Annotated in this window: 17 protein-coding genes; 7 read left to right on the plus strand and 10 right to left on the minus strand. The window is 41.2% G+C overall.

Going from position 1 to position 18,529, the window contains the following annotated elements; genetic code table 11:
* Nucleotides 1-57: 57 nt before the first annotated feature.
* The 3 genes from smpB to AC1DRQ_RS23655 form a co-directional block, all read right to left on the minus strand.
* Nucleotides 58-510 (minus strand): SsrA-binding protein SmpB, encoded by a 453-nt coding sequence (gene smpB, locus AC1DRQ_RS23645; protein ID WP_477427421.1) that lies wholly within the window; start codon nucleotides 508-510, stop codon nucleotides 58-60.
* A 174-nt stretch (nucleotides 511-684) separates the two neighbouring features.
* A complete protein-coding gene (locus tag AC1DRQ_RS23650) occupies nucleotides 685-2,568 on the minus strand; it encodes an Nramp family divalent metal transporter (RefSeq protein ID WP_477427423.1) in 1,884 nt (627 codons plus the stop codon).
* A complete protein-coding gene (locus AC1DRQ_RS23655) occupies nucleotides 2,565-3,218 on the minus strand; it encodes a metal-dependent transcriptional regulator (RefSeq protein WP_477427425.1) in 654 nt (217 codons plus the stop codon). Before AC1DRQ_RS23655 ends, AC1DRQ_RS23650 begins: the two co-directional genes overlap by 4 nt.
* 140 nt (nucleotides 3,219-3,358) lie before the next feature.
* On the opposite strand from AC1DRQ_RS23655, the gene AC1DRQ_RS23660 reads away from it, so the two are divergent.
* Nucleotides 3,359-3,829, plus strand: coding sequence for an Lrp/AsnC family transcriptional regulator (locus tag AC1DRQ_RS23660; protein ID WP_183568176.1), 471 nt, complete (start codon nucleotides 3,359-3,361; stop codon nucleotides 3,827-3,829).
* Nucleotides 3,830-3,951: 122 nt separating this feature from the next.
* Here AC1DRQ_RS23660 and ung read toward each other — a convergent pair whose 3' ends face one another.
* Nucleotides 3,952-4,626 (minus strand): uracil-DNA glycosylase, encoded by a 675-nt coding sequence (gene ung, locus AC1DRQ_RS23665; RefSeq protein WP_477427428.1) that lies wholly within the window; start codon nucleotides 4,624-4,626, stop codon nucleotides 3,952-3,954.
* 70 nt (nucleotides 4,627-4,696) lie between these two features.
* On the opposite strand from ung, the gene AC1DRQ_RS23670 reads away from it, so the two are divergent.
* Complete coding sequence (locus AC1DRQ_RS23670; protein WP_429399400.1) at nucleotides 4,697-5,245, plus strand: DUF2892 domain-containing protein; 549 nt, start codon at nucleotides 4,697-4,699, stop codon at nucleotides 5,243-5,245.
* A gap of 45 nt (nucleotides 5,246-5,290) precedes the next feature.
* On the opposite strand, the gene AC1DRQ_RS23675 is transcribed toward AC1DRQ_RS23670, so the two are convergent.
* Together AC1DRQ_RS23675 and lysS are read right to left on the minus strand one after the other, a co-directional pair.
* Complete coding sequence (locus tag AC1DRQ_RS23675; RefSeq protein ID WP_429399401.1) at nucleotides 5,291-5,503, minus strand: hypothetical protein; 213 nt, start codon at nucleotides 5,501-5,503, stop codon at nucleotides 5,291-5,293.
* Between the two features lie 273 nt (nucleotides 5,504-5,776).
* On the minus strand, nucleotides 5,777-7,498 hold the full coding sequence (lysS, locus tag AC1DRQ_RS23680) for a lysine--tRNA ligase (RefSeq protein ID WP_477427431.1): 1,722 nt from the start codon (nucleotides 7,496-7,498) through the stop codon (nucleotides 5,777-5,779).
* A gap of 380 nt (nucleotides 7,499-7,878) precedes the next feature.
* Here lysS and AC1DRQ_RS23685 point away from each other — a divergent pair, with 380 nt between their 5' ends.
* Nucleotides 7,879-8,772 (plus strand): SMP-30/gluconolactonase/LRE family protein, encoded by an 894-nt coding sequence (locus tag AC1DRQ_RS23685; protein WP_477427433.1) that lies wholly within the window; start codon nucleotides 7,879-7,881, stop codon nucleotides 8,770-8,772.
* On the opposite strand, the gene AC1DRQ_RS23690 is transcribed toward AC1DRQ_RS23685, so the two are convergent.
* Both AC1DRQ_RS23690 and AC1DRQ_RS23695 read right to left on the minus strand, forming a co-directional pair.
* Entirely contained in the window at nucleotides 8,769-9,092 is a 324-nt protein-coding gene (locus AC1DRQ_RS23690) for a hypothetical protein (RefSeq protein ID WP_429399404.1), read from the minus strand. The genes AC1DRQ_RS23685 and AC1DRQ_RS23690 overlap by 4 nt on opposite strands.
* A 491-nt stretch (nucleotides 9,093-9,583) precedes the next feature.
* The gene (locus AC1DRQ_RS23695; protein WP_477427435.1) at nucleotides 9,584-9,970 is read right to left on the minus strand and encodes a hypothetical protein; all 387 of its coding nucleotides are present in this window, start codon (nucleotides 9,968-9,970) and stop codon (nucleotides 9,584-9,586) included.
* 185 nt (nucleotides 9,971-10,155) lie between these two features.
* On the opposite strand from AC1DRQ_RS23695, the gene AC1DRQ_RS23700 reads away from it, so the two are divergent.
* Both AC1DRQ_RS23700 and AC1DRQ_RS23705 read left to right on the plus strand, forming a co-directional pair.
* Nucleotides 10,156-12,129, plus strand: a complete 1,974-nt coding sequence (locus AC1DRQ_RS23700) for a DUF1800 domain-containing protein (RefSeq protein WP_477427437.1) — start codon at nucleotides 10,156-10,158, stop codon at nucleotides 12,127-12,129.
* Nucleotides 12,130-12,147: 18 nt separating this feature from the next.
* On the plus strand, nucleotides 12,148-13,419 hold the full coding sequence (locus tag AC1DRQ_RS23705; protein WP_477427439.1) for a DUF1501 domain-containing protein: 1,272 nt from the start codon (nucleotides 12,148-12,150) through the stop codon (nucleotides 13,417-13,419).
* A 22-nt stretch (nucleotides 13,420-13,441) separates the two neighbouring features.
* Here the strand turns inward: AC1DRQ_RS23705 and AC1DRQ_RS23710 are convergent, their stop codons facing one another.
* A complete protein-coding gene (locus AC1DRQ_RS23710; RefSeq protein ID WP_477427440.1) occupies nucleotides 13,442-13,678 on the minus strand; it encodes a hypothetical protein in 237 nt (78 codons plus the stop codon).
* 108 nt (nucleotides 13,679-13,786) lie between these two features.
* On the opposite strand from AC1DRQ_RS23710, the gene AC1DRQ_RS23715 reads away from it, so the two are divergent.
* Together AC1DRQ_RS23715 and ligD are read left to right on the plus strand one after the other, a co-directional pair.
* Complete coding sequence (locus AC1DRQ_RS23715; RefSeq protein WP_477427442.1) at nucleotides 13,787-14,257, plus strand: inorganic diphosphatase; 471 nt, start codon at nucleotides 13,787-13,789, stop codon at nucleotides 14,255-14,257.
* 81 nt (nucleotides 14,258-14,338) lie between these two features.
* Entirely contained in the window at nucleotides 14,339-17,056 is a 2,718-nt protein-coding gene (gene ligD / locus AC1DRQ_RS23720) for a DNA ligase D (RefSeq protein ID WP_477427443.1), read from the plus strand.
* 106 nt (nucleotides 17,057-17,162) lie between these two features.
* Here the strand turns inward: ligD and AC1DRQ_RS23725 are convergent.
* Nucleotides 17,163-18,529 (minus strand): sensor histidine kinase (locus AC1DRQ_RS23725; RefSeq protein WP_477427445.1); only part of this gene is annotated, 1,367 nt, incomplete at its 5' end.

Consider the following 18,529-nt stretch of genomic DNA (forward strand, 5'->3'; position numbering starts at 1 on the left):
GTATATCAAGCAGGCCTTTTAATTTTTAAAGCTCCCCCTTTAGGGGGTCGGGGGGCTCTATCTCTTCATCGCCCTGTCCATTTCAACTTTGGTATCACGCTCTTTCAGTGTTTCGCGCTTATCGAAGGTCTTTTTACCTTGGGCAAGGCCTATTTCCAATTTAGCAAAGCCGCGTTCGCTGATGAACAGGGCAAGGGGTACAATAGTTAAACCCTTTTCTTCGCCACGGGTAAGCAGTTTTTTTAATTCTTTTTTGTTGAGCAGCAGCACACGGTCGCGTTTGGCCTCGTGGTTGTAAAACGAGCCATAAGAATATTCGGATATATGCAGGTTGCGTACAAATAACTGGTTGTTAATAAACGTACAAAAAGCATCGTTAATGTTGGCTTTTCCTTCGCGTATCGATTTAATTTCGGTACCCAGCAGTTTAATGCCTGCTACATATTTATCCAGTATGGTGTATTCAAAATAAGCTTTCTTGTTCTTTATATATATTTTATCCTCAGTCATTTTTCCCTACTGCTTTTGCTGCAAACTTACATAAAATTTCGCCTCCTGTTATCCTGAACAAAGTGAGATATCTGCTCACTTAACAAATCCTTCAGTCCTCATGATGACAGGTTTACTTAAGAAGGACTTACGAAGTTTTATAAACTTCGTAAGTCTGAAGACCCTAACAAATTATCAGGGTTGTGGTTTTACTACCAATACGGGTACGTTTACCATGTGCCTTACAGAGTTTACTGTAGTACCAAAAATAAGATCTTTAAGCCCCTTGTGCCCATGTGAGCCCATCACTATAAAATCAATATTTTCGTTGTTTACAATTTTGGCTATTGACCTGGCCGGGCTGCCATAGCCAATTTGTGCATGTGCCTTATAACCCAGATTTTCAAGTGCGGTAACGTATTTATTTAGATTATCAACATCGCTTTGGGTTTCACTATCCATTACTTGTTTGCCATAATAGCGTGCACCGGCGGTTTCTACCACGTGGATCAGGGTATAATCTGCCCGTTTGCCGCCCTGCATAATGGCGTGGCGCAGGCAGTCGTTATCGTTTTTAGAAAAATCAATAGTAATGGCAATATGTTTGTAAATTATAGGATTAAGCTCAGTAATGGCACTGGCAATTCCATGGGGTACAACAAGCCGGTCTTTATGTTTATACAGCATAGGCCTGAAAAACACGTACAAAAGTAATAAAGCAATACCAATTACAATAGGCACTACAATGGTGTAGATCTCAAAAGCAGCAGAGGGGTATTCTTTTATCCAGTCAATTATTTGTTCGTAAACCAATTTACCATTCAGCGCTACTATTATTGCGGCGCTTGCCCATGCCACTAATTTTACTTTAAAGCTGATAGCAAAATTGCCCATCCGTTTTTTATCAGATGTAAAGTGGATGAGTGGGATAACTGCGAAACCCAACTGAAGGCTTAATACTACCTGGCTTAATATGATCAGGCTGCCCAGCGCGTTTTCGCCAAAATAAATAATAGTGAAAACGGCCGGTACAATGGCCAGCACGCGGGTAAGTAAACGGCGCAGCCATGGCTCAATACGTAGGTTAATATGGCCCTCCATGATGATTTGCCCGGCAAGGGTACCTGTTATGGTTGAGCTTTGGCCCGACGCTATTAAGGCAATAGCGAAAAGGGCAGGAGCAATTTTGCCGAAAATATGCTCGAGCAGTTTGTAGGCATCTTGTATTTCGGCAACCTGAAAATAACCGTTCTTGAAAAATGCGGTTGCTGCCAGGATCAGTATGGCAGCGTTTACCAAAAAAGCCAGGTTAAGCGCTATAACTGTATCGAACAAATTGAATTTAATGGCCGATTTGATACCTGCATCTGTACGGGTGATCTGCCGGGTTTGCACCAGTGAAGAATGCAGATAAAGGTTATGCGGCATTACCGTGGCGCCTATGATACCAATAGCAATGTATAAGGCGTCGCCTGTTAAATTACCTGGTGTAAAACCTTTAGCAATTTCAACTATATCGGGTTGTACGATGAACATCTCTATTAAAAAAGACAGGCCCACAATAAATATCATCGATATAATAAAGCCCTCCAGCTTGCGCATACCTTTGTTCATGAGGTAAAGCATAAGCACGGTATCGGTTATGGTAAGCGATACGCCCCATATCAATGGCAGGTTGAACAGTAATTTTAATCCGATGGCCATACCGATGATCTCGGCCAGATCACAGGCTATAATGGCTATCTGGGCCAGTATATACAGGCAAAAGTTTGCAAAGCGGGGATAGGCATTCTTGGAGGCCTGCGCCAGATCGAGCCCGCGCACAATACCCAGCCTGGCGCTTAATGATTGTAAAAGCAGGGCTATCAGGTTTGATGCAAATAATACCCATATCAGTTTATAACCAAAGGCACTACCTCCTGCAATATCAGTTGCCCAGTTACCCGGATCCATATAGCCCACGCTCACCAGGTAAGCGGGGCCCAGGAAAGCCATTATTTTACGCCAGCCGGCTTTGTTTTCGGTGGTGACAGAACTGTGTACGTTACCTAATGATTGGGTTTGGTTGTTATTGCTCATAGGGCTATTAATAGGTTATTGGCCACTTCACGGCTGATGTGTACTTCTTTTTTATTTTCAATTTGTAAAACCACAGAATGATCAAACGCTATAATTTCGGTTATGGCTATTTTTTTTCCTATGGTAAGCTGTTGTTTTTCGAGATATTGTAAGAACGACGAAGTATGGTCGCGCACTCCTGATATGATCCCGTTATCATTAACACTCAAGGCCGAGATGGGCTTAAGCTCAGATGATTTGAACCGGCCATTACAATCAGGTATAGGTTCGCCATGCGGGTCATGCTGAGGATAGTCCATAAATTTATCCAGTCTGTCAATCAACTCTGCCGATGATATGTGTTCCATTTCTTCGGCCATATCGTGTACCTGATCCCACTTAAAGTTTAGTTTCTCTACCAAAAAGTACTCCCACAGGCGGTGCTTGCGAATAATATTTACAGCAATTTTTTCGCCCGATGGAGTAAGGCTTACACCCTGGTAACGGGTATAGTTTATTAAAGCCTTATCTGCCAGTTTTTTTAACATATCTGTTACCGACGATGCCTTGGTATTTAATGATGCGGCAATTTGATTGGTGCTCGCATTTCCGGCATCCATGGATAAGTGATAGATGGACTTTAAGTAGTTTTCCTCGGCTAATGTGTTCATTTATACAAATCTAATAAAAAATTTAGACTTATCTAAAAATTTAAATTACGGGAAATATATTTTTGTTGAAGTACTTTATTGAAAAATATAATTTTGCGAAGTGAGGAAAACTGTATATTTGCATACATTATTGTAAACTAATGGGTGCCGAATTAGACAAAATAGACCTTCAAATACTTAAGATATTACAGGAAAACGGAAGGATAACCAACCTTCAACTTTCAAACGAGATAGGGCTTTCGCCAGCACCTACTTTAGAGCGTGTTCGTAAACTGGAGAATGCGGAATATATAAAAAGCTACCATGCCCTTGTTGACGAGGAAAAATTGGGGCTGGGCATCAAAACTTTTATACAGATATCGCTCGATTTTCACCAGAAAAATACCATCCAGACATTTTTGGATGAAATAAAACATATTAAAGAAGTTACCGAGTGTCACCACGTAACCGGTCAATGTGATTTTTTACTAAAAGTTTACGTGCGCGATATCAAATCATACGAACAACTGATCATGGAAAAGATAAGCCGCATCACGGTGGTTAAAACTTTCCAAACCATGATGATCATGTCGACCAGCAAAAAAGAGCCGATAGTACCATTGGAGTATTAGCCCCCCGGCCCCCTAAAAGGGGAGTTAAAATATAAAAGGCCTGCTTTATGATAAATAAAGCAGGCCTTTCTATTAAAATGATTTGCTAATCAAAAGCTTCCCCTTTAGGGGGCTGGGGGGGGCTAAATCTGCCAGTCTATTGTCTTCTTTCCTTCCTTTTCAAGGACCTCATTGGTTTTAGAGAAAGGTTTGCTCCCGAAAAAACCCCGCTCGGCCGAAAAGGGAGAAGGGTGGGCCGATCTTAAAATAAAGTGTTTCTTTTCATCAATCAGTACTGCTTTTGATTGCGCAAAGGCTCCCCATAGTATAAATACAATACCTTCTTTTTTATCAGATATGGTTTTGATCACTTCGTCGGTAAACTCTTCCCAACCCCTTTTTTGATGCGAGCCCGGGCTGCCTGCCCTAACAGTTAGGGTTGCATTTAATAGCAGTACTCCTTGTTTAGCCCATTCTTCGAGGTTCCCATGTGCGGGTATTTTAAAGCCGGGTATATCTGTTTGCAGCTCTTTATAAATATTGATGAGCGAACGGGGTGTGGCAATGCCTTTTTGCACCGAAAATGAAAGCCCATGTGCCTGATTTGCCCCATGATAGGGGTCCTGACCTAATATAACCACCTTTACATCATCAAAGTGTGTGGTGTTGAAGGCGTTGAAAATATTGCTGTTTTTTGGATAAACTACCTGACCAGTTTCTTTCTCCTGTTTTAAAAATTGCTTTAGTTTTATCATGTAGTCCTTGCCAAATTCGTCTTTTAAAACTTCCAGCCATGATGGTTCTAATTCTATCGCCATAAATATTGATATAATGTTGGTTAAGCGTACAAATTAACAGATATTTGTGCTTAATATAGTATCACAAATTATGTCAAATATTGTTCGGTTAATTATTGCCTGTGTAATTTTCGGTGCGGCCGTTGCGCTTTGTGCCTTTGGATTTTGGGGCTGGGGTATTTTAGTTTTATTTTTAGGTGGTATATTGCTGCTGAGCTTCTTTTTTAATGAGAACATGATCATATCGCAGTTTTATCTGCGTAAAGAAAACTCGGAAAAAGCCGAGTTATGGTTAATGAAGATCACTGATTACGAAAAGCAACTGCATAGAAATCAGCATGGTTATTATAACTTATTAATCGGCTTGATCGAGTCGCGTAAGGCTCCCATGAAATCAGAGAAATACTTTAAAAAGGCGCTTTCATTGGGTATGAAAATGTCACATAACGTAGCTTTGGCCAAATTGAGCCTGGCTGGTATATCAATGGCAAAACGCAATAAACGCGAAGCGCAAATGTACCTTTCAGAAGCAGCAAAAGATGATAAGAATAAACTACTTGCCGATCAGATAAAAATGATGAAAGGGCAATTAGCTCAAATGGATAAACAGGTAGTAAGGGGCGGGTATCGCCAGTTCTAAGAAAAGAAAAATAAAAATAAAAAGAGGCGAAAACATCGCCTCTTTTTATTTTTCCTCGATAGGGCTGTAATAATCAGGCTCTGATGAGTGGTTTTGATAAGGTTGAATAATACGGTCTGTGTATACATCGCTCTCGTCAGATGGATTGGCCACTTCAACCAGTTTCAGTAAACTCCTGATGAATGATAAGTTGAAGTTACTTCTGTTCAGCTTTATCAGGTATTCGTTCTCGGTGATCTCCAGAATTGAATTGGTCATGACTTTTTTGAATAGTTGTTTATTGCAAGTATAACCAACATAATTAAACCTAAAGTGCTGTTTGCTTTAAGCTTTCATTAACAAATTGTTATTAAATTACTGATATAGAGTTTGGTATATTGAATTTAGATCTTGTCTGAACGGGGATTAAGCAGATTTATGGATTTTTCTCAATCCGATCTAATCCTTTAATCCCATAAATCCTGGTTCAGACAAAAAAAAAGAGACACCTATAATGTGTCTCTTCAAAATAAGATCTGATTAATTCAAAGTCTATTCAAACCAGGCCATCACTACCTCTTTAGTGGGCATGGTAATATCCAGTTTTAATTTTTTGCGCATACCGCCAAGGTCGTTAAATACCTTGTTAGGATTGCCTGCTTTTAGTTCCTCAACGGTATTGAAGCCCATTTTGTTAAGTACGGGCACCCATTCTACAGGTACGCCCATATTTATGAAATCATCGGCTGTGGCAACTTTAGCCTTTTTCTCGGGCCGCATCTGCGGGAAGAATAATACTTCCTGTATAGTGCTTTGATTGGTCATCAGCATCACCAAACGGTCAATACCGATACCCAGGCCCGATGTTGGTGGCATACCATATTCCAGGGCGCGTAAAAAATCATCGTCCATAGCCATCGCCTCATCGTCACCTCTACCGGCCAGTATTAATTGTTCCTCCAAACGCTCACGCTGGTCAATAGGGTCATTTAATTCTGAGTAGGCGTTAGCTATCTCCTTGCCGTTTACAAATAGCTCAAAACGCTCCACAAGACCATCTTTGGTACGATGTTTTTTGGCCAGCGGGGTCATTTCAATAGGATAGTCGGTAATATAGGTTGGCTGTATCAGGTTAGCCTCTACTTTAGCGCTAAATATCTCATCTATCAGTTTGCCTTTACCCATGGTAGGGTTAACTTCAATATTAAGCTCTTTGCAGGTTTCACGCAGAGCACCCTCATCCATGGCTGATACATCAATACCGGTATATTTCAGGATGGAATCATACATGGATAGTTTTTCGTAAGGCCCTGCAAAGTTTATTTCATGCTTACCCACCTGTACAACCGGGATGCCATGTACGGCACGGGCTACTATTTCCAAACATTCCTCAACCATGGCCATCATCCATATGTAGTCTTTATAGGCTACATATATCTCCATAGCAGTAAACTCGGGGTTGTGGGTGCGGTCCATGCCCTCGTTACGAAACATTTTACCAAACTCATACACACCGTCAAAACCGGCCACAATAAGGCGTTTTAGGTACAACTCATTGGCGATGCGCAAAAATAAGGGCATATCCAATGTATTATGATGCGTAGCAAACGGACGGGCCGCCGCACCACCATGTACGGGCTGTAATATGGGGGTTTCCACTTCCATCCAGCCTTGCGCGTTAAAGTAACCGCGCATACTGCTAATCACTTTGGAACGGTTGATGAAAATTTGTTTGTATGCCGGGTTAACTGTTAAATCAACATAGCGTTGGCGGTAACGCAGCTCAGGATCGGTAAAGCCATCGTGTATAGTTCCGTCTTCTTCGCGCTTAACAACCGGTAAGGGTTTAAGCGATTTTGAAAGAACAATAAGCTCGCGAACGTGAACCGATATCTCGCCGGTTTGGGTTAAAAATACGTAGCCTTTAACACCTATGTAATCGCCAATGTCCAGCAGTTTTTTGAATACGGTATTGTATAAAGTTTTATCCTCATCAGGGCAAATATCATCGCGTTTTAAATAGATCTGCACACGTCCGGTCGAATCCTGCAGTTCGGCAAATGATGCACTGCCCATAATACGACGGGTCATGATGCGGCCAGCGATTACTACATTCTGGTATTCTTCGGGTTTATTCTTGAAATTATCGGTAATATCCTGTGCCCAGGCGTTAACATCAAAAGCTTCGGCAGGGTATGGGTTAATGCCCAGGGCCCTTAGTTGTTGTAAAGATTCGCGGCGTATAATTTCCTGTTCGGATAGTGCAATACTCATGCTATAAACGGTATTTTAATAATTTGCAAAAATAGCGTTTTTAATGAGTAGTGGGTAATGAGATTTTTATTAAGGATGAAATGCATTTGATTAGTCAAAATGGTGAGTTGACTCACCCGGTCATCGCTACGCTCGACCACCCTCTCTTCGTCTTCGACGGAAAGGAGGATTTGTGAAATCGGTAAAGGATAATGGATAAAAGAGAAAGGAAAAAATTAGTATTTTCTTTGCCCTCTTTCCGCCAAAGGCGAAGGAGGGTCGCCCAGCGAAGCGTAGGCGGGGTGAATCAATAATCCTGTATCAAATTTTTTACGCTCAAAAATTAATCTGATTTAAAAACACATTACATTAGCAAACCTTTTAAAACTTATGTTCAGCTTATGAAAAAACTGTCGGGTATATTCCTTTTGTTAATCGTAGTATCGGGTAAAATATTTGCACAGGATGCTCCGGGTTTATATGATGCTGGTACAAAACCGCAGCTTGTGGCTAAGCAATTCTCCTTTACCGAGGGCCCCGCTGTTGACCGTTATGGCAATATTTTTTTTACCGATCAGCCTAATAACAAAATATGGAAATATGATACAGAGGGTAAGCTGTCGATTTTTTTAGATAGCGCGGGTCGCTCAAATGGAATGTACTTTGATAAAAAAGGCAACCTGATCAGTTGTGCCGATGCTAAGGATGAGCTATGGTCTATTAGCCCTAAAGGAAAAATAACTGTTTTATTAAAAGACTATAACGGCCATATGTTTAACGGCCCAAATGATGTTTGGGTACGGCCCGACGGTGGCATTTACATTACCGATCCATACTACCAGCGCGATTATTGGACCCGTAAAAAGCCTGACCTTGACGGACAAAAACTATACTATTTGCCTAAAGGCAAACACCAGGCCGTAATTGTTGACGATAAATTTGTACGCCCTAACGGCATTGTAGGCACACCCGATGGAAAAACCCTCTACGTAGCCGATATTGGCGATAATAAAACCTATAAGTATGATATTAATAAAGACGGCTCCTTAACCAACCGAACCTTGTTTATAGCACAAGGATCAGACGGAATGACAATTGATAACCTGGGGAACATTTATTTATGTGGTAAGGGCGTTACCATTGTTAACCCTCAGGGCGAAAAAATTGGGCATATTGATATTGACGAACCATGGTCGGCCAATATTTGCTTTGGTGGCAAAAACAGCGATATTTTATTTATTACAGCATCTAAAGCTGTTTATACTTTAAAAATGAATGTCAAAGGAGTTGATTAAGCTCCTTTTTGATGTAAGTATAAGGCTATCTGCTGCTGCTCATCGGCAGTAAGCAGTTCACCTGCATATTCCCATTGCTGATGATCCTGCCCAAAGGTTATTTTTCCAAGATAATCTGGATTGTCGCTATCGGCCAGTGATGGTTTGCTTTCATCTATTTCCAGTTCTTCCGTAAACAATGCCGACTCATTGTCGATAGTAGTTTTGTATATTTTATAAACGCCAGTGTTAGTCAGGTTGTGTTGAAGAATAGGCTCAATAAGTATATTCCTTGAACTTCCATCCGTGTGTTTCAAAGCAAGCGTAACCGGGTTTTTCATGATCTGTTATTTCCTGATTAATACAGCAGTAGGTAAACTTTGTTTGAGGAAGAAGGCTATTTCAAAAAATGTGATTATACAAGAAGCGCCCCTGATGGGCAGGGGCGCGTTCTAACCAATTATAAACCTAAATTATGAGAAGAGTTGCAAGGGAGGAGTCGAACCATCAGTTGCTGCCTGTCAGCTCCTTACAAATAACCACGGCACAAATATACACAAGTTGTTTTATTTTGCAATAGTTTTAATAAAAATCTTTCAATGTTAACAATATGTTAATCATGTAAGCTTAAAAATATGATATTAATAATACAATCGAATGTCTCTTTTAATGCTAAAGCCTGTGTATCAATTGGATTAATCATGAAATATTTTTTGATTCATTAGCCTGAAAAAATCAGGATCTGTAAATTTTACAATTATTTGATACAAATTATTAAAAAAAAGCCACCCGAATAAGGGCAGCTTTTAAATTTTTATCAATGCAAACTAAATTATTGTTTTGAAGCAGCGGCGGCGTCAGCCTTTTTCTTATCGTGCTTTTCTTTTTTTGCTTCCTTTAAAGTAGCAAGGGCTTTTTGCTGATTGGCAGTTAAAATGGTATTCAGTTTTTGATCGGTTTGTGCCTCTATAGCTTTGTGTTTTTCCTTGTTGGCTTTTTTACCGGCTTTGTTAGCTTTCAGGCTATCAATACGGGTTGCTTCTGTCAGGAAAAGAGCGTTAACCTGTTTGGTTTGGGTGGCAGTAAGTTTAAGGCTCTTTTGCAGGTTCTCTGTTTTATGTGCGGCCTTTTGTGCCGGTGTTTTATCTGTTTTTTGCTGCGCGCTGGCCAGTACACTTAAGCTGGTTATAAAAGCTATCACTAAGGTTAATCGTTTCATTATTGTTTTTATTTATTTATGATTTGTTAAGGTATGACAATTATATGCCTGTTTAGTTTAAACAAAAGCCGAATGAATAAAGTTAACAAAAACTTAATGTTTAATTATTCATTCTTGCTTAAACCAATATGCATATTTAAAGTCATAGCTCTTTAGTAAATTTAAATCTTAAGCAATAGCCGCCCATGAAAAAGACCATAAAATATCTTTGTTGTGTTGGATTACTGATTTTTGGCGTTGTATTGCTCTCCTCTTTTTTTACCGTGAGCCGAAATGGCAAACCTTTTAAATTCCCTTACCAGCAACAGGGCTTAACCGAAAGGCAGGCAGCCGCACATTTACTAAGCCGTTTTACCTATGGTGCTACTCCCGGCGAAATTGATGCGGTGGTTAAATCGGGATTAGAAAACTGGTTTAATCAACAATTAAATGCCGGTTTGCCCGATGATTCACTAAATCAATTATTAGCTCAATACGATGCCCTTAAACTAAGCAACACGCAAGTAGTTACTGAATATCCTAAAAACGCGCAGGTATTTCGGATGGCAATAAACGCTGGTTTAGTAAATAAGGACTCATTGAAAACCGACAAGAAGGCTTACCGGGATGTACTGCAAAATTACATGCAGCAAAACGGGATGAAACCCGAGCAGGAACTTTTTCGCCAGTTTATCAATCAAAAAATATTAAGGGCCGCCTATACAAATAATCAACTACAGGAGGTTATGACGAGCTTTTGGTTCAATCATTTTAACGTTTCCATCACCAAAAACGATTGTGCCCAGTTTATACCAGCCTATGAGCGCGATGTGATTCGCCCGAATGCATTGGGCAAATTCAATGATATTTTGGTGGCCACAGCCAAATCACCAGCCATGTTGTATTACCTCGATAATTTCAGCAGTTCAGCAGCGAATGATGATGTGCAAGCAAACAAGGGGCTTATGCACCGCAGGCTGATACAAAACATGGCTGATCAAAGTGCCGATACCGGCAGGAGGGCAATGCTGATCAATAAAGTGCAAAAAGCAAAAAAAGCACAGGGTTTAAATGAAAACTACGCCCGCGAAGTAATGGAACTGCATACTTTGGGCGTTGATGGCGGTTATACCCAACAAGATGTAACCCAGGCAGCTAAAGTATTAACCGGCTGGACAATTTACCCTATGGGCCAGTATGGGAAAGGAGCAAAAAATATCATGGGCAAAGCAGGTGATGATCGCCTGGAAAGTCGCGGATTTGTACATGACAGCGATTTTATGTTCAATGCCAACCGACATGACAAGAGCGAGAAAGTAGTTTTGGGTCGGCATTTTGGCCCGGATGGTGGTTATCAGGAAGGTGTACAGCTGTTATCTATGCTGGCGCATAACCAGGCTACCGCAAAGTTTATAACCCGGAAAATTGCTGTGCGTTTTGTAAGTGATAATCCACCTCAAAGTCTGCTGGATAAAATGGCTAAAACATTCCTGACTAAAGATGGAGATATTAAACAGGTGCTGATCACCATGGTAAGCGCGCCGGAGTTTTGGAGCGCGTCGGCTATCCGCGAAAAAACAAAATCACCATTTGAACTGGCCATTGGTTCAGTGCGCAGTTTACATGCCGATATTGTACAACCATACCAACTATACAATTGGATAAGCAGAATGGGCGAGAAGGTATATTTTTATCAGGCCCCAACCGGTTTCCCGGATAAAGGCCAGTATTGGATCAATACAGGCTCGCTGCTTAACCGCATGAACTTTGGGTTGGCCCTTGCTTCGGGGCGCATACCGGGTATTAAAATCGATCTGGCGGCGATGAACAATCATCATGAACCCGAAAGCGCCCAGGCAGCCCTGATCGCTTACAGCAAACTTATTATGCCCGAACGTAAGCTGGATGAAACTATTAAACGCCTTACCCCATTACTCACCGATCCTACCCTGATGCAAAAGATTGATGAAGCGAGCTCCAATAAACTTTATGCAAAAGTAGGGCAACCCGCATCAATGAGCATGACGGCTGCAGAAAAGGCAATGGCAGATAATAAAATGGGGATAAAGGGAAAAAGAAAAAATAATTTTATGGCGATGCAAAGTGCCGGTGGCGATAACTCCATGCTGGCACAGGTAGTTGGAGTGATTATCGGTTCGCCAGAATATCAACGGCGCTAATTTATATAACATACGATCATGGTATCAAGAAGAGGGTTTTTAAAATCGGGCGGCTTAGCCTTGTTAGGTGTTGGTCTAATGGGTGGTATTCCTGGCTTTTTGGCCGAAGCCGCTGCAAGTCAAAAGATCATATCGCCTTATAAAAAACGTAAAACGCTTATCTGTATATTTCAAAGGGGCGCAATGGATGGCCTGATGGCTGTTACTCCCTTTACCGATGAATATTTAAAAGCCGCCCGGCCAAATTTGTTTATGTCTGCAGCAAAAAGCGGTGCTGGTTCACCATTGATTGATCTGGATGGCCGTTTTGGATTGCACCCATCTATGAAAGCTTTTGAACCCATGTTTCGTGAAAAACGTTTAGGCATAGTACAGGGCATAGGTTCACCAAATACAACCCGTTCGCATTTTGACGCGCAGGATTATATGGAATCGGGGACGCCATTTAACAAAGGTACAGCCAGCGGATGGCTTAACCGGGCAGTTGGTTTGTTGGGGCATGACGCGCTTACGCCATTTACCGCGGTAAGTATGACCTCGGCCATGCCGCGTTCTTTTTATGGAGATAACCCATCCGTATCCATCAGTAATCTGCAGGATTTTGCCATCCAGATGAGGGGCAATCCATCAGGCGCAAATATGGCGGCTAAAAGTTTTGAGGATCTGTATGACCAAACATCGTCGGGCTTGTTAAGGCAAACTGGTAAGGAAAGTTTTGAAGCGGTTAAAATGCTGCAAAAAACAGATATAAAAAATTATACACCAACAAATAATGCCATATATCCTAACTCGGCGCTGGGTAACTCCTTAAAGCAAATTGCTCAGCTCATTAAAATGGACGTTGGCCTGGAGGTTGCCTTTGCTGAATCGAACGGATGGGATACCCACTTTAACCAGGGAACTGAGAATGGCATCTTTGCCCGTAACGTAGCCGACCTGAGCAACAGCATCATGGCCCTGTGGACTGACCTTGGCACTTACCAGGACGATGTAACGGTAATGACTATGACCGAATTTGGCCGCACCGTGCACCAAAATGGCACTGGTGGTACAGATCATGGCCGGGCTTCCTGTAACTTCATTTTAGGGAATGCTATCAATGGCGGGCTTGTTCATGGCAATATTAAACCATTGGCTATAGAAAATCTGGAAGATGGTCGCGACCTTGCCGTTAGCACCGATTTCAGAAGCGTTTTTAGCGAGGTAGCCGATAAGCACCTGAATATTAATAATGACCATATACTGTTTCCCGATTGGAAAGGGGATAGGATTGGGGTGATGCGTGGGTAGGCCTTTACATGTAGAGGTTGTATCACAAATTCAAAGCCTCGATCTTATCAGCTATCAGGTGTAGTACCTCTTCATGAATATTACCCGGATTTTTACAGATCCGTAAGTATTCATGTCTGTCGGGTTCAAAACCGGCTACCATCCGGCCCTCCCGGTAAACCTCAAATTTGCATTGTTCCCCTTCGTGGTGTATAAAATCGGCCACCTCAAAATTCAGGATCTCATCGTCTTTATTAATTGAAATTTTAAATAGTTCCATAACCACAGGTAAATCATAAACATTCAGTTTTACAACAACTGTTTTAGCCAATTGTTGCAAATCGGTACCACATATAAAACTTTAAGCTTTCCAGCCTGTTTTTCAGGAATGAAACCAATTAATATTACTATAGAAACCCCTAAAGGCAGCAATCATAAATATGATTATGACTCTGAATTGAAATGTTTCAAACTCAAGAAAATTTTGCCGGCTGGCATGGTATTCCCTTTTGATTTTGGCTTTATACCCGGCACCAGGGGCGGTGATGGCGATCCACTGGATGTTATGGTCATTTCGGAGATCAGTACTTTTCCAGGCTGTATTATAGATTGCCGCATTATAGGTGCTTTTAAAGCACAGCAAACCGGGCGCGATGGTAAAACCATACGTAACGACCGTTTTTTTGCTGTTCCTGAGGTATCACAATTTTTTAAAGACGTGAACGATATAAAAGATATTTCACAGGATATTATTAACCAATTGGAAAGCTTTTTTAAAAACTACACTGCACAGGCCGGTACAAAGTTTGAAGTGTTGGAAAAAGTAGGGGCTGCCGCAGCCAGAACGATGATACATTGATAGCTAAGGTTTTAAAAACTTTATTTCTGCTTAAAATGTTACACTAATAATTAATAGTGTAAAAGGTAAACCCAACCCGCCATGAGTCTGGAAAAATATGCCCAAAAGCGCGACTTCACCAAAACTGCCGAACCAAAATCGGGGAAAAGCAAGGATAAGGATAAACTGACCTTTGTTATCCAAAAGCATGATGCTTCACGCCTTCACTATGATTTTAGACTGGAAATGGATGGCGTACTGAAAAGTTGGGCCGTACCCAAGGGGCCATCCACCGATCCTAAAACCAAACGCCTGGCCATGATGGTGGAAGATCACCCTTATGATTACCGCACTTTTGAGGGCATTATCCCTGAGGGCGAATACGGCGGCGGTACGGTGATTGTTTGGGATGAAGGTACCTATGAGCCCATTGATGAGATAAAAGGTAAAAAAGAGCAGGAAAAGCACTTGTTAAAACAACTTAAATCAGGCTCACTTAAAATTAAGCTGCATGGCGAAAAACTGGAGGGTGAATTTGCTTTAGTTAAAACACACGGCATGGGCGATAATGCGTGGTTGCTCATCAAACACAATGATAATTTTGCTTCGGCGAAGGATATTACCAAACAGGATAAATCTGTACTATCGGGCAAAACCATTGAAACAATAGAAAAAACCAGCGATAAAGTTTGGCATAGCGGACATGAAGAAACCGTGGAAAAACCTACAAAGAGATCAACTGCTAAAAAAAAAGCCACTGAACCTGCTGAACCCAACGAAAGCATAGCCGAAACAAGTGATATTGATAAAGCTGCTTTATTAAAAAAAGCACCAAAAGCTAAAATGCCTGCAGGAATTAGACCCATGCTGGCCACCCTTGTTGATGAACCTTTTGATGACCCGGATTGGGTGTATGAGGTAAAATGGGATGGTTACCGCGCCCTTGGTTTTATCAATAAGGGAGAGGTTGAACTRCTATCCCGTAATAAGAAAACCTTTGACGAGAAATTTTATCCTATATACAATATGCTGCAAGGCTGGAAGATCGACGCTGTTATTGACGGCGAAATACTTGTATTGAATGATAAAGGCATCTCTAACTTTGGTAATTTACAGAACTGGCGCAGCGAAGCCGATGGCGAGCTGGTTTATTATGTATTTGACTTGTTGTGGTACGATGGCAAGAACCTGATGGGGCTGTCGCTCATACAGCGGCAGGCTATATTAAAAGACATTTTGCCAACTGATGATGACCGCATACGCCTGAGTAAAGTATTTAATGCCAGCGGTACTGATTTTTTTAATGCTGCTGAACGAATGGGCCTGGAGGGGATCATTGCCAAAAAAGCCAGCAGTACCTACTCGCCTGATCTGCGATCAAAAGAATGGTTAAAGATCAAAGTGAATAAACGGCAGGAGGTAATTATTGCCGGGTTCACCAAAAATGCAGACACCCCTAAACAATTTAGTTCGCTTTTATTGGCAGTTTATGAAAACAAGCTGTTGCAATATGTTGGCAAGGTAGGCACCGGATTTTCAGATAAGATACAAAAGGAAATGATGGCGAAGTTTAAGCCTTTAATAATTGATAAAAGCCCTTTTGATCAGATTCCCGATGTAAATAAGCCATCACGCTTCCGGCCCAATCCACCCAAAGCCAAAGCCATCTGGCTTAAACCCGAACTGGTTTGTGAAGTAGCCTTTAGCGAAGTGACCAGCGATGGGGTATTTCGCCATCCTTCATTTCAGGGTATGCGCGAGGACAAAAAGGCTACTGAAGTAGTTCGTGAAATTGCCGAGCCTACCGAAGCTGTAGTTGAAGCAACGGATAAGCAGCAGGAAGACAAACATACAGGTGCTATTAAACCACCCAAACAGAAAGGACGTAAAACAGTGTTAAACCCAACAGACGAAACCCAGGTGCGTAAAATTAATGGGCACGACCTGAAGTTTACTCACCTAAGCAAAATTTACTGGCCCGAAGATAAGGTAACCAAAAGGGATATGTTTAATTACTATTACCAGGTAGCTGAGTACATTTTGCCTTATTTAAAAGACAGGCCCATGTCGCTCAATCGTTTCCCTAACGGAATACACGGCCCAAGTTTTTATCAAAAGGATGTAAAGGATAAAGCACCTGACTGGGCTAAAACTTTCCCTTACACCAACGGCGAGGGCGAACACAAGGAATATTTGGTAGGTACCGATGAAGCCAGTTTATTATGGATGGCTTCGTTAGGTTGCATTGAAATGAACCCCTGGTTTAGCCGCATACAATCGCCGGATAACCCTGATTACTGCGTGATTGATCTTGACCCGGATAAAAACACATTTGACCAGGTAATTGAAGCGGCACAGGAAGTAAGAAAAGTATTAGATGCTATTGATGTGCCTTCGTTTTGCAAAACGTCAGGATCAACCGGGATGCACATTTATATACCATTGGCTGCTAAATATGATTATGATCAATCGCAGATGTTTGCCCGCATTGTGGTAGATATCGTACATAAACAATTACCTGATTATACCACTTTGGAACGTATGGTAGCTAAACGTGATGGGAAAATGTATCTTGATTTTTTACAGAACCGCCCCGGCGCAACTATCGCGGGTCCTTATTCACTACGACCTAAAGTAGGGGCAACTGTATCTATGCCACTGCATTGGGACGAGGTTAAACCGGGCCTTACTATGAAACACTTTACTATTTTTAATTCCATTGATCGCCTGAAATCAGAAGGCGACCTGTTTAAAGGTGTATTAGGGAAAGGTATCGACCTGGAAAAAACCATTAAAAAGGCACAGGGGATGTTTGAATGAGTTACGAGAAGTTTGTCATGCTGAACGCAGTGAAGCATCTTTCAACGTTATGCATATCTGCGAATAGATCCTTCGTTCCTCAGGATGACAAGCTGATAAGCAAATATTACCCCATCCAGGCTATCGGCAGCTTTATGGTAAAAACAGATCCCCTGCCTACAATGCTATCCACCTCAACGATGCCATTATGTTTTTCAATTATCTGGCGTACAATGCTCAAGCCCAGTCCTGTTGAGTGTTCACCTCTTAAACCTGTTCTTCCGGCTTTTGAAAAAGGGCTAAATATATCAGGTAGTATATCGGCAGGTATGCCCAGGCCATAATCTTGTACCTCAATAACCAATTCCTGGTTTCTTTTGCTAAGCCGCACATCAACACGACTGTTATCCTTCGAAAATTTTATGGCGTTACTAATCAGGTTATCAATGGCCCTGTGTAGTTTCTCTTTATTTACCGCTGCATAGGCCGGGTTAATATGGCTGGTTAACAATACGTCGGCTTTAGGGTCAGGCTGTATTTTCCAGTCGCTCACAATACTTTTCAATAACTGGTTAAGCTCCGTTTTTTCCATTTCATAAATGTTGCTGATATCATTACGGGCGGCTTCCAGCAGGTCGTCAATAATAGTACGGGCTTTAACGCATGATGCTTTCATCATATTCAGGTTGTCCTGGGTGTCCTCACTTAAGTCGTCCAGTTCCATGATCATGGCAATTGATTCAACAGCGGCAATGGGGTTACGCAAATCATGGGCTACCATCCCTAATACCTGGTTTTTAAATTCCCCCGCCTTTTCAATTTCTACATTTTTTTCCCTGATCTCTATCACCTGTTGATAGTAGTTAACCTTGTACGAGAAAAAGTACCTGGAAGTAAGATAAAAAGCTGAAAGTAAAATGGCAGATATAAGCTGGTTGTACGCCATTCGGGTGGCGTTGGTTTGACTGTAAAATAAAAGCGMGGTAAATAATATTTCAACAACAATAATTAATATTATTGTTTCATAATATTCAAATACACATATCGCGCTTATCAAACTTAAAGCAATAAGGTACAGGGTCAAAGCATTGCTGGGATCAGATGTGGCAATAAAATTTGAATACATGCCACATGATATAATATATATTGAAAATAAAAACACAATCAGCGCCATTGATGCAGTTGCTTTTTTATGGTTTTTAAAGCAGGCTATTAGTATATTGCTTGCTATTAAAAAAAATGGGGTAATAATGATGAAAACCCAGTTACTTAAGTTAAATTGGTGGAAGTTTTGGGCCTTGGTGAGGTTCACCGGGAAAACAAAATACAATATCCTGATAATAACATTCAACAATAAGAATATCAGGCTCCCAGCCCTAATGGCAACCAGGTTTTGATAGGTATAGTAATCTCTGTATGATGCCTTATATTTTGCCGGCAGGCTGTTAAAAAAGAAATGAATATTCAATAGTATTTTTTGTATAAGGTTGTAAG

It is taken from the genome of Mucilaginibacter sp. P4_E8, assembly GCF_056401495.1.

Excerpts from the sequence above, each read along its gene's own strand:
- smpB (WP_477427421.1), bottom strand. The coding sequence starts at position 510 with ATGACTGAGGATAAAATATATATAAAGAACAAGAAAGCTTATTTTGAA.
- AC1DRQ_RS23650 (WP_477427423.1), bottom strand. The coding sequence starts at position 2,568 with ATGAGCAATAACAACCAAACCCAATCATTAGGTAACGTACACAGTTCT.
- AC1DRQ_RS23655 (WP_477427425.1), bottom strand. The coding sequence starts at position 3,218 with ATGAACACATTAGCCGAGGAAAACTACTTAAAGTCCATCTATCACTTA.
- AC1DRQ_RS23660 (WP_183568176.1), top strand. The coding sequence starts at position 3,359 with ATGGGTGCCGAATTAGACAAAATAGACCTTCAAATACTTAAGATATTA.
- ung (WP_477427428.1), bottom strand. The coding sequence starts at position 4,626 with ATGGCGATAGAATTAGAACCATCATGGCTGGAAGTTTTAAAAGACGAA.
- AC1DRQ_RS23670 (WP_429399400.1), top strand. The coding sequence starts at position 4,697 with ATGTCAAATATTGTTCGGTTAATTATTGCCTGTGTAATTTTCGGTGCG.
- AC1DRQ_RS23675 (WP_429399401.1), bottom strand. The coding sequence starts at position 5,503 with ATGACCAATTCAATTCTGGAGATCACCGAGAACGAATACCTGATAAAG.
- lysS (WP_477427431.1), bottom strand. The coding sequence starts at position 7,498 with ATGAGTATTGCACTATCCGAACAGGAAATTATACGCCGCGAATCTTTA.
- AC1DRQ_RS23685 (WP_477427433.1), top strand. The coding sequence starts at position 7,879 with ATGAAAAAACTGTCGGGTATATTCCTTTTGTTAATCGTAGTATCGGGT.
- AC1DRQ_RS23690 (WP_429399404.1), bottom strand. The coding sequence starts at position 9,092 with ATGAAAAACCCGGTTACGCTTGCTTTGAAACACACGGATGGAAGTTCA.
- AC1DRQ_RS23695 (WP_477427435.1), bottom strand. The coding sequence starts at position 9,970 with ATGAAACGATTAACCTTAGTGATAGCTTTTATAACCAGCTTAAGTGTA.
- AC1DRQ_RS23700 (WP_477427437.1), top strand. The coding sequence starts at position 10,156 with ATGAAAAAGACCATAAAATATCTTTGTTGTGTTGGATTACTGATTTTT.
- AC1DRQ_RS23705 (WP_477427439.1), top strand. The coding sequence starts at position 12,148 with ATGGTATCAAGAAGAGGGTTTTTAAAATCGGGCGGCTTAGCCTTGTTA.
- AC1DRQ_RS23710 (WP_477427440.1), bottom strand. The coding sequence starts at position 13,678 with ATGGAACTATTTAAAATTTCAATTAATAAAGACGATGAGATCCTGAAT.
- AC1DRQ_RS23715 (WP_477427442.1), top strand. The coding sequence starts at position 13,787 with ATGAAACCAATTAATATTACTATAGAAACCCCTAAAGGCAGCAATCAT.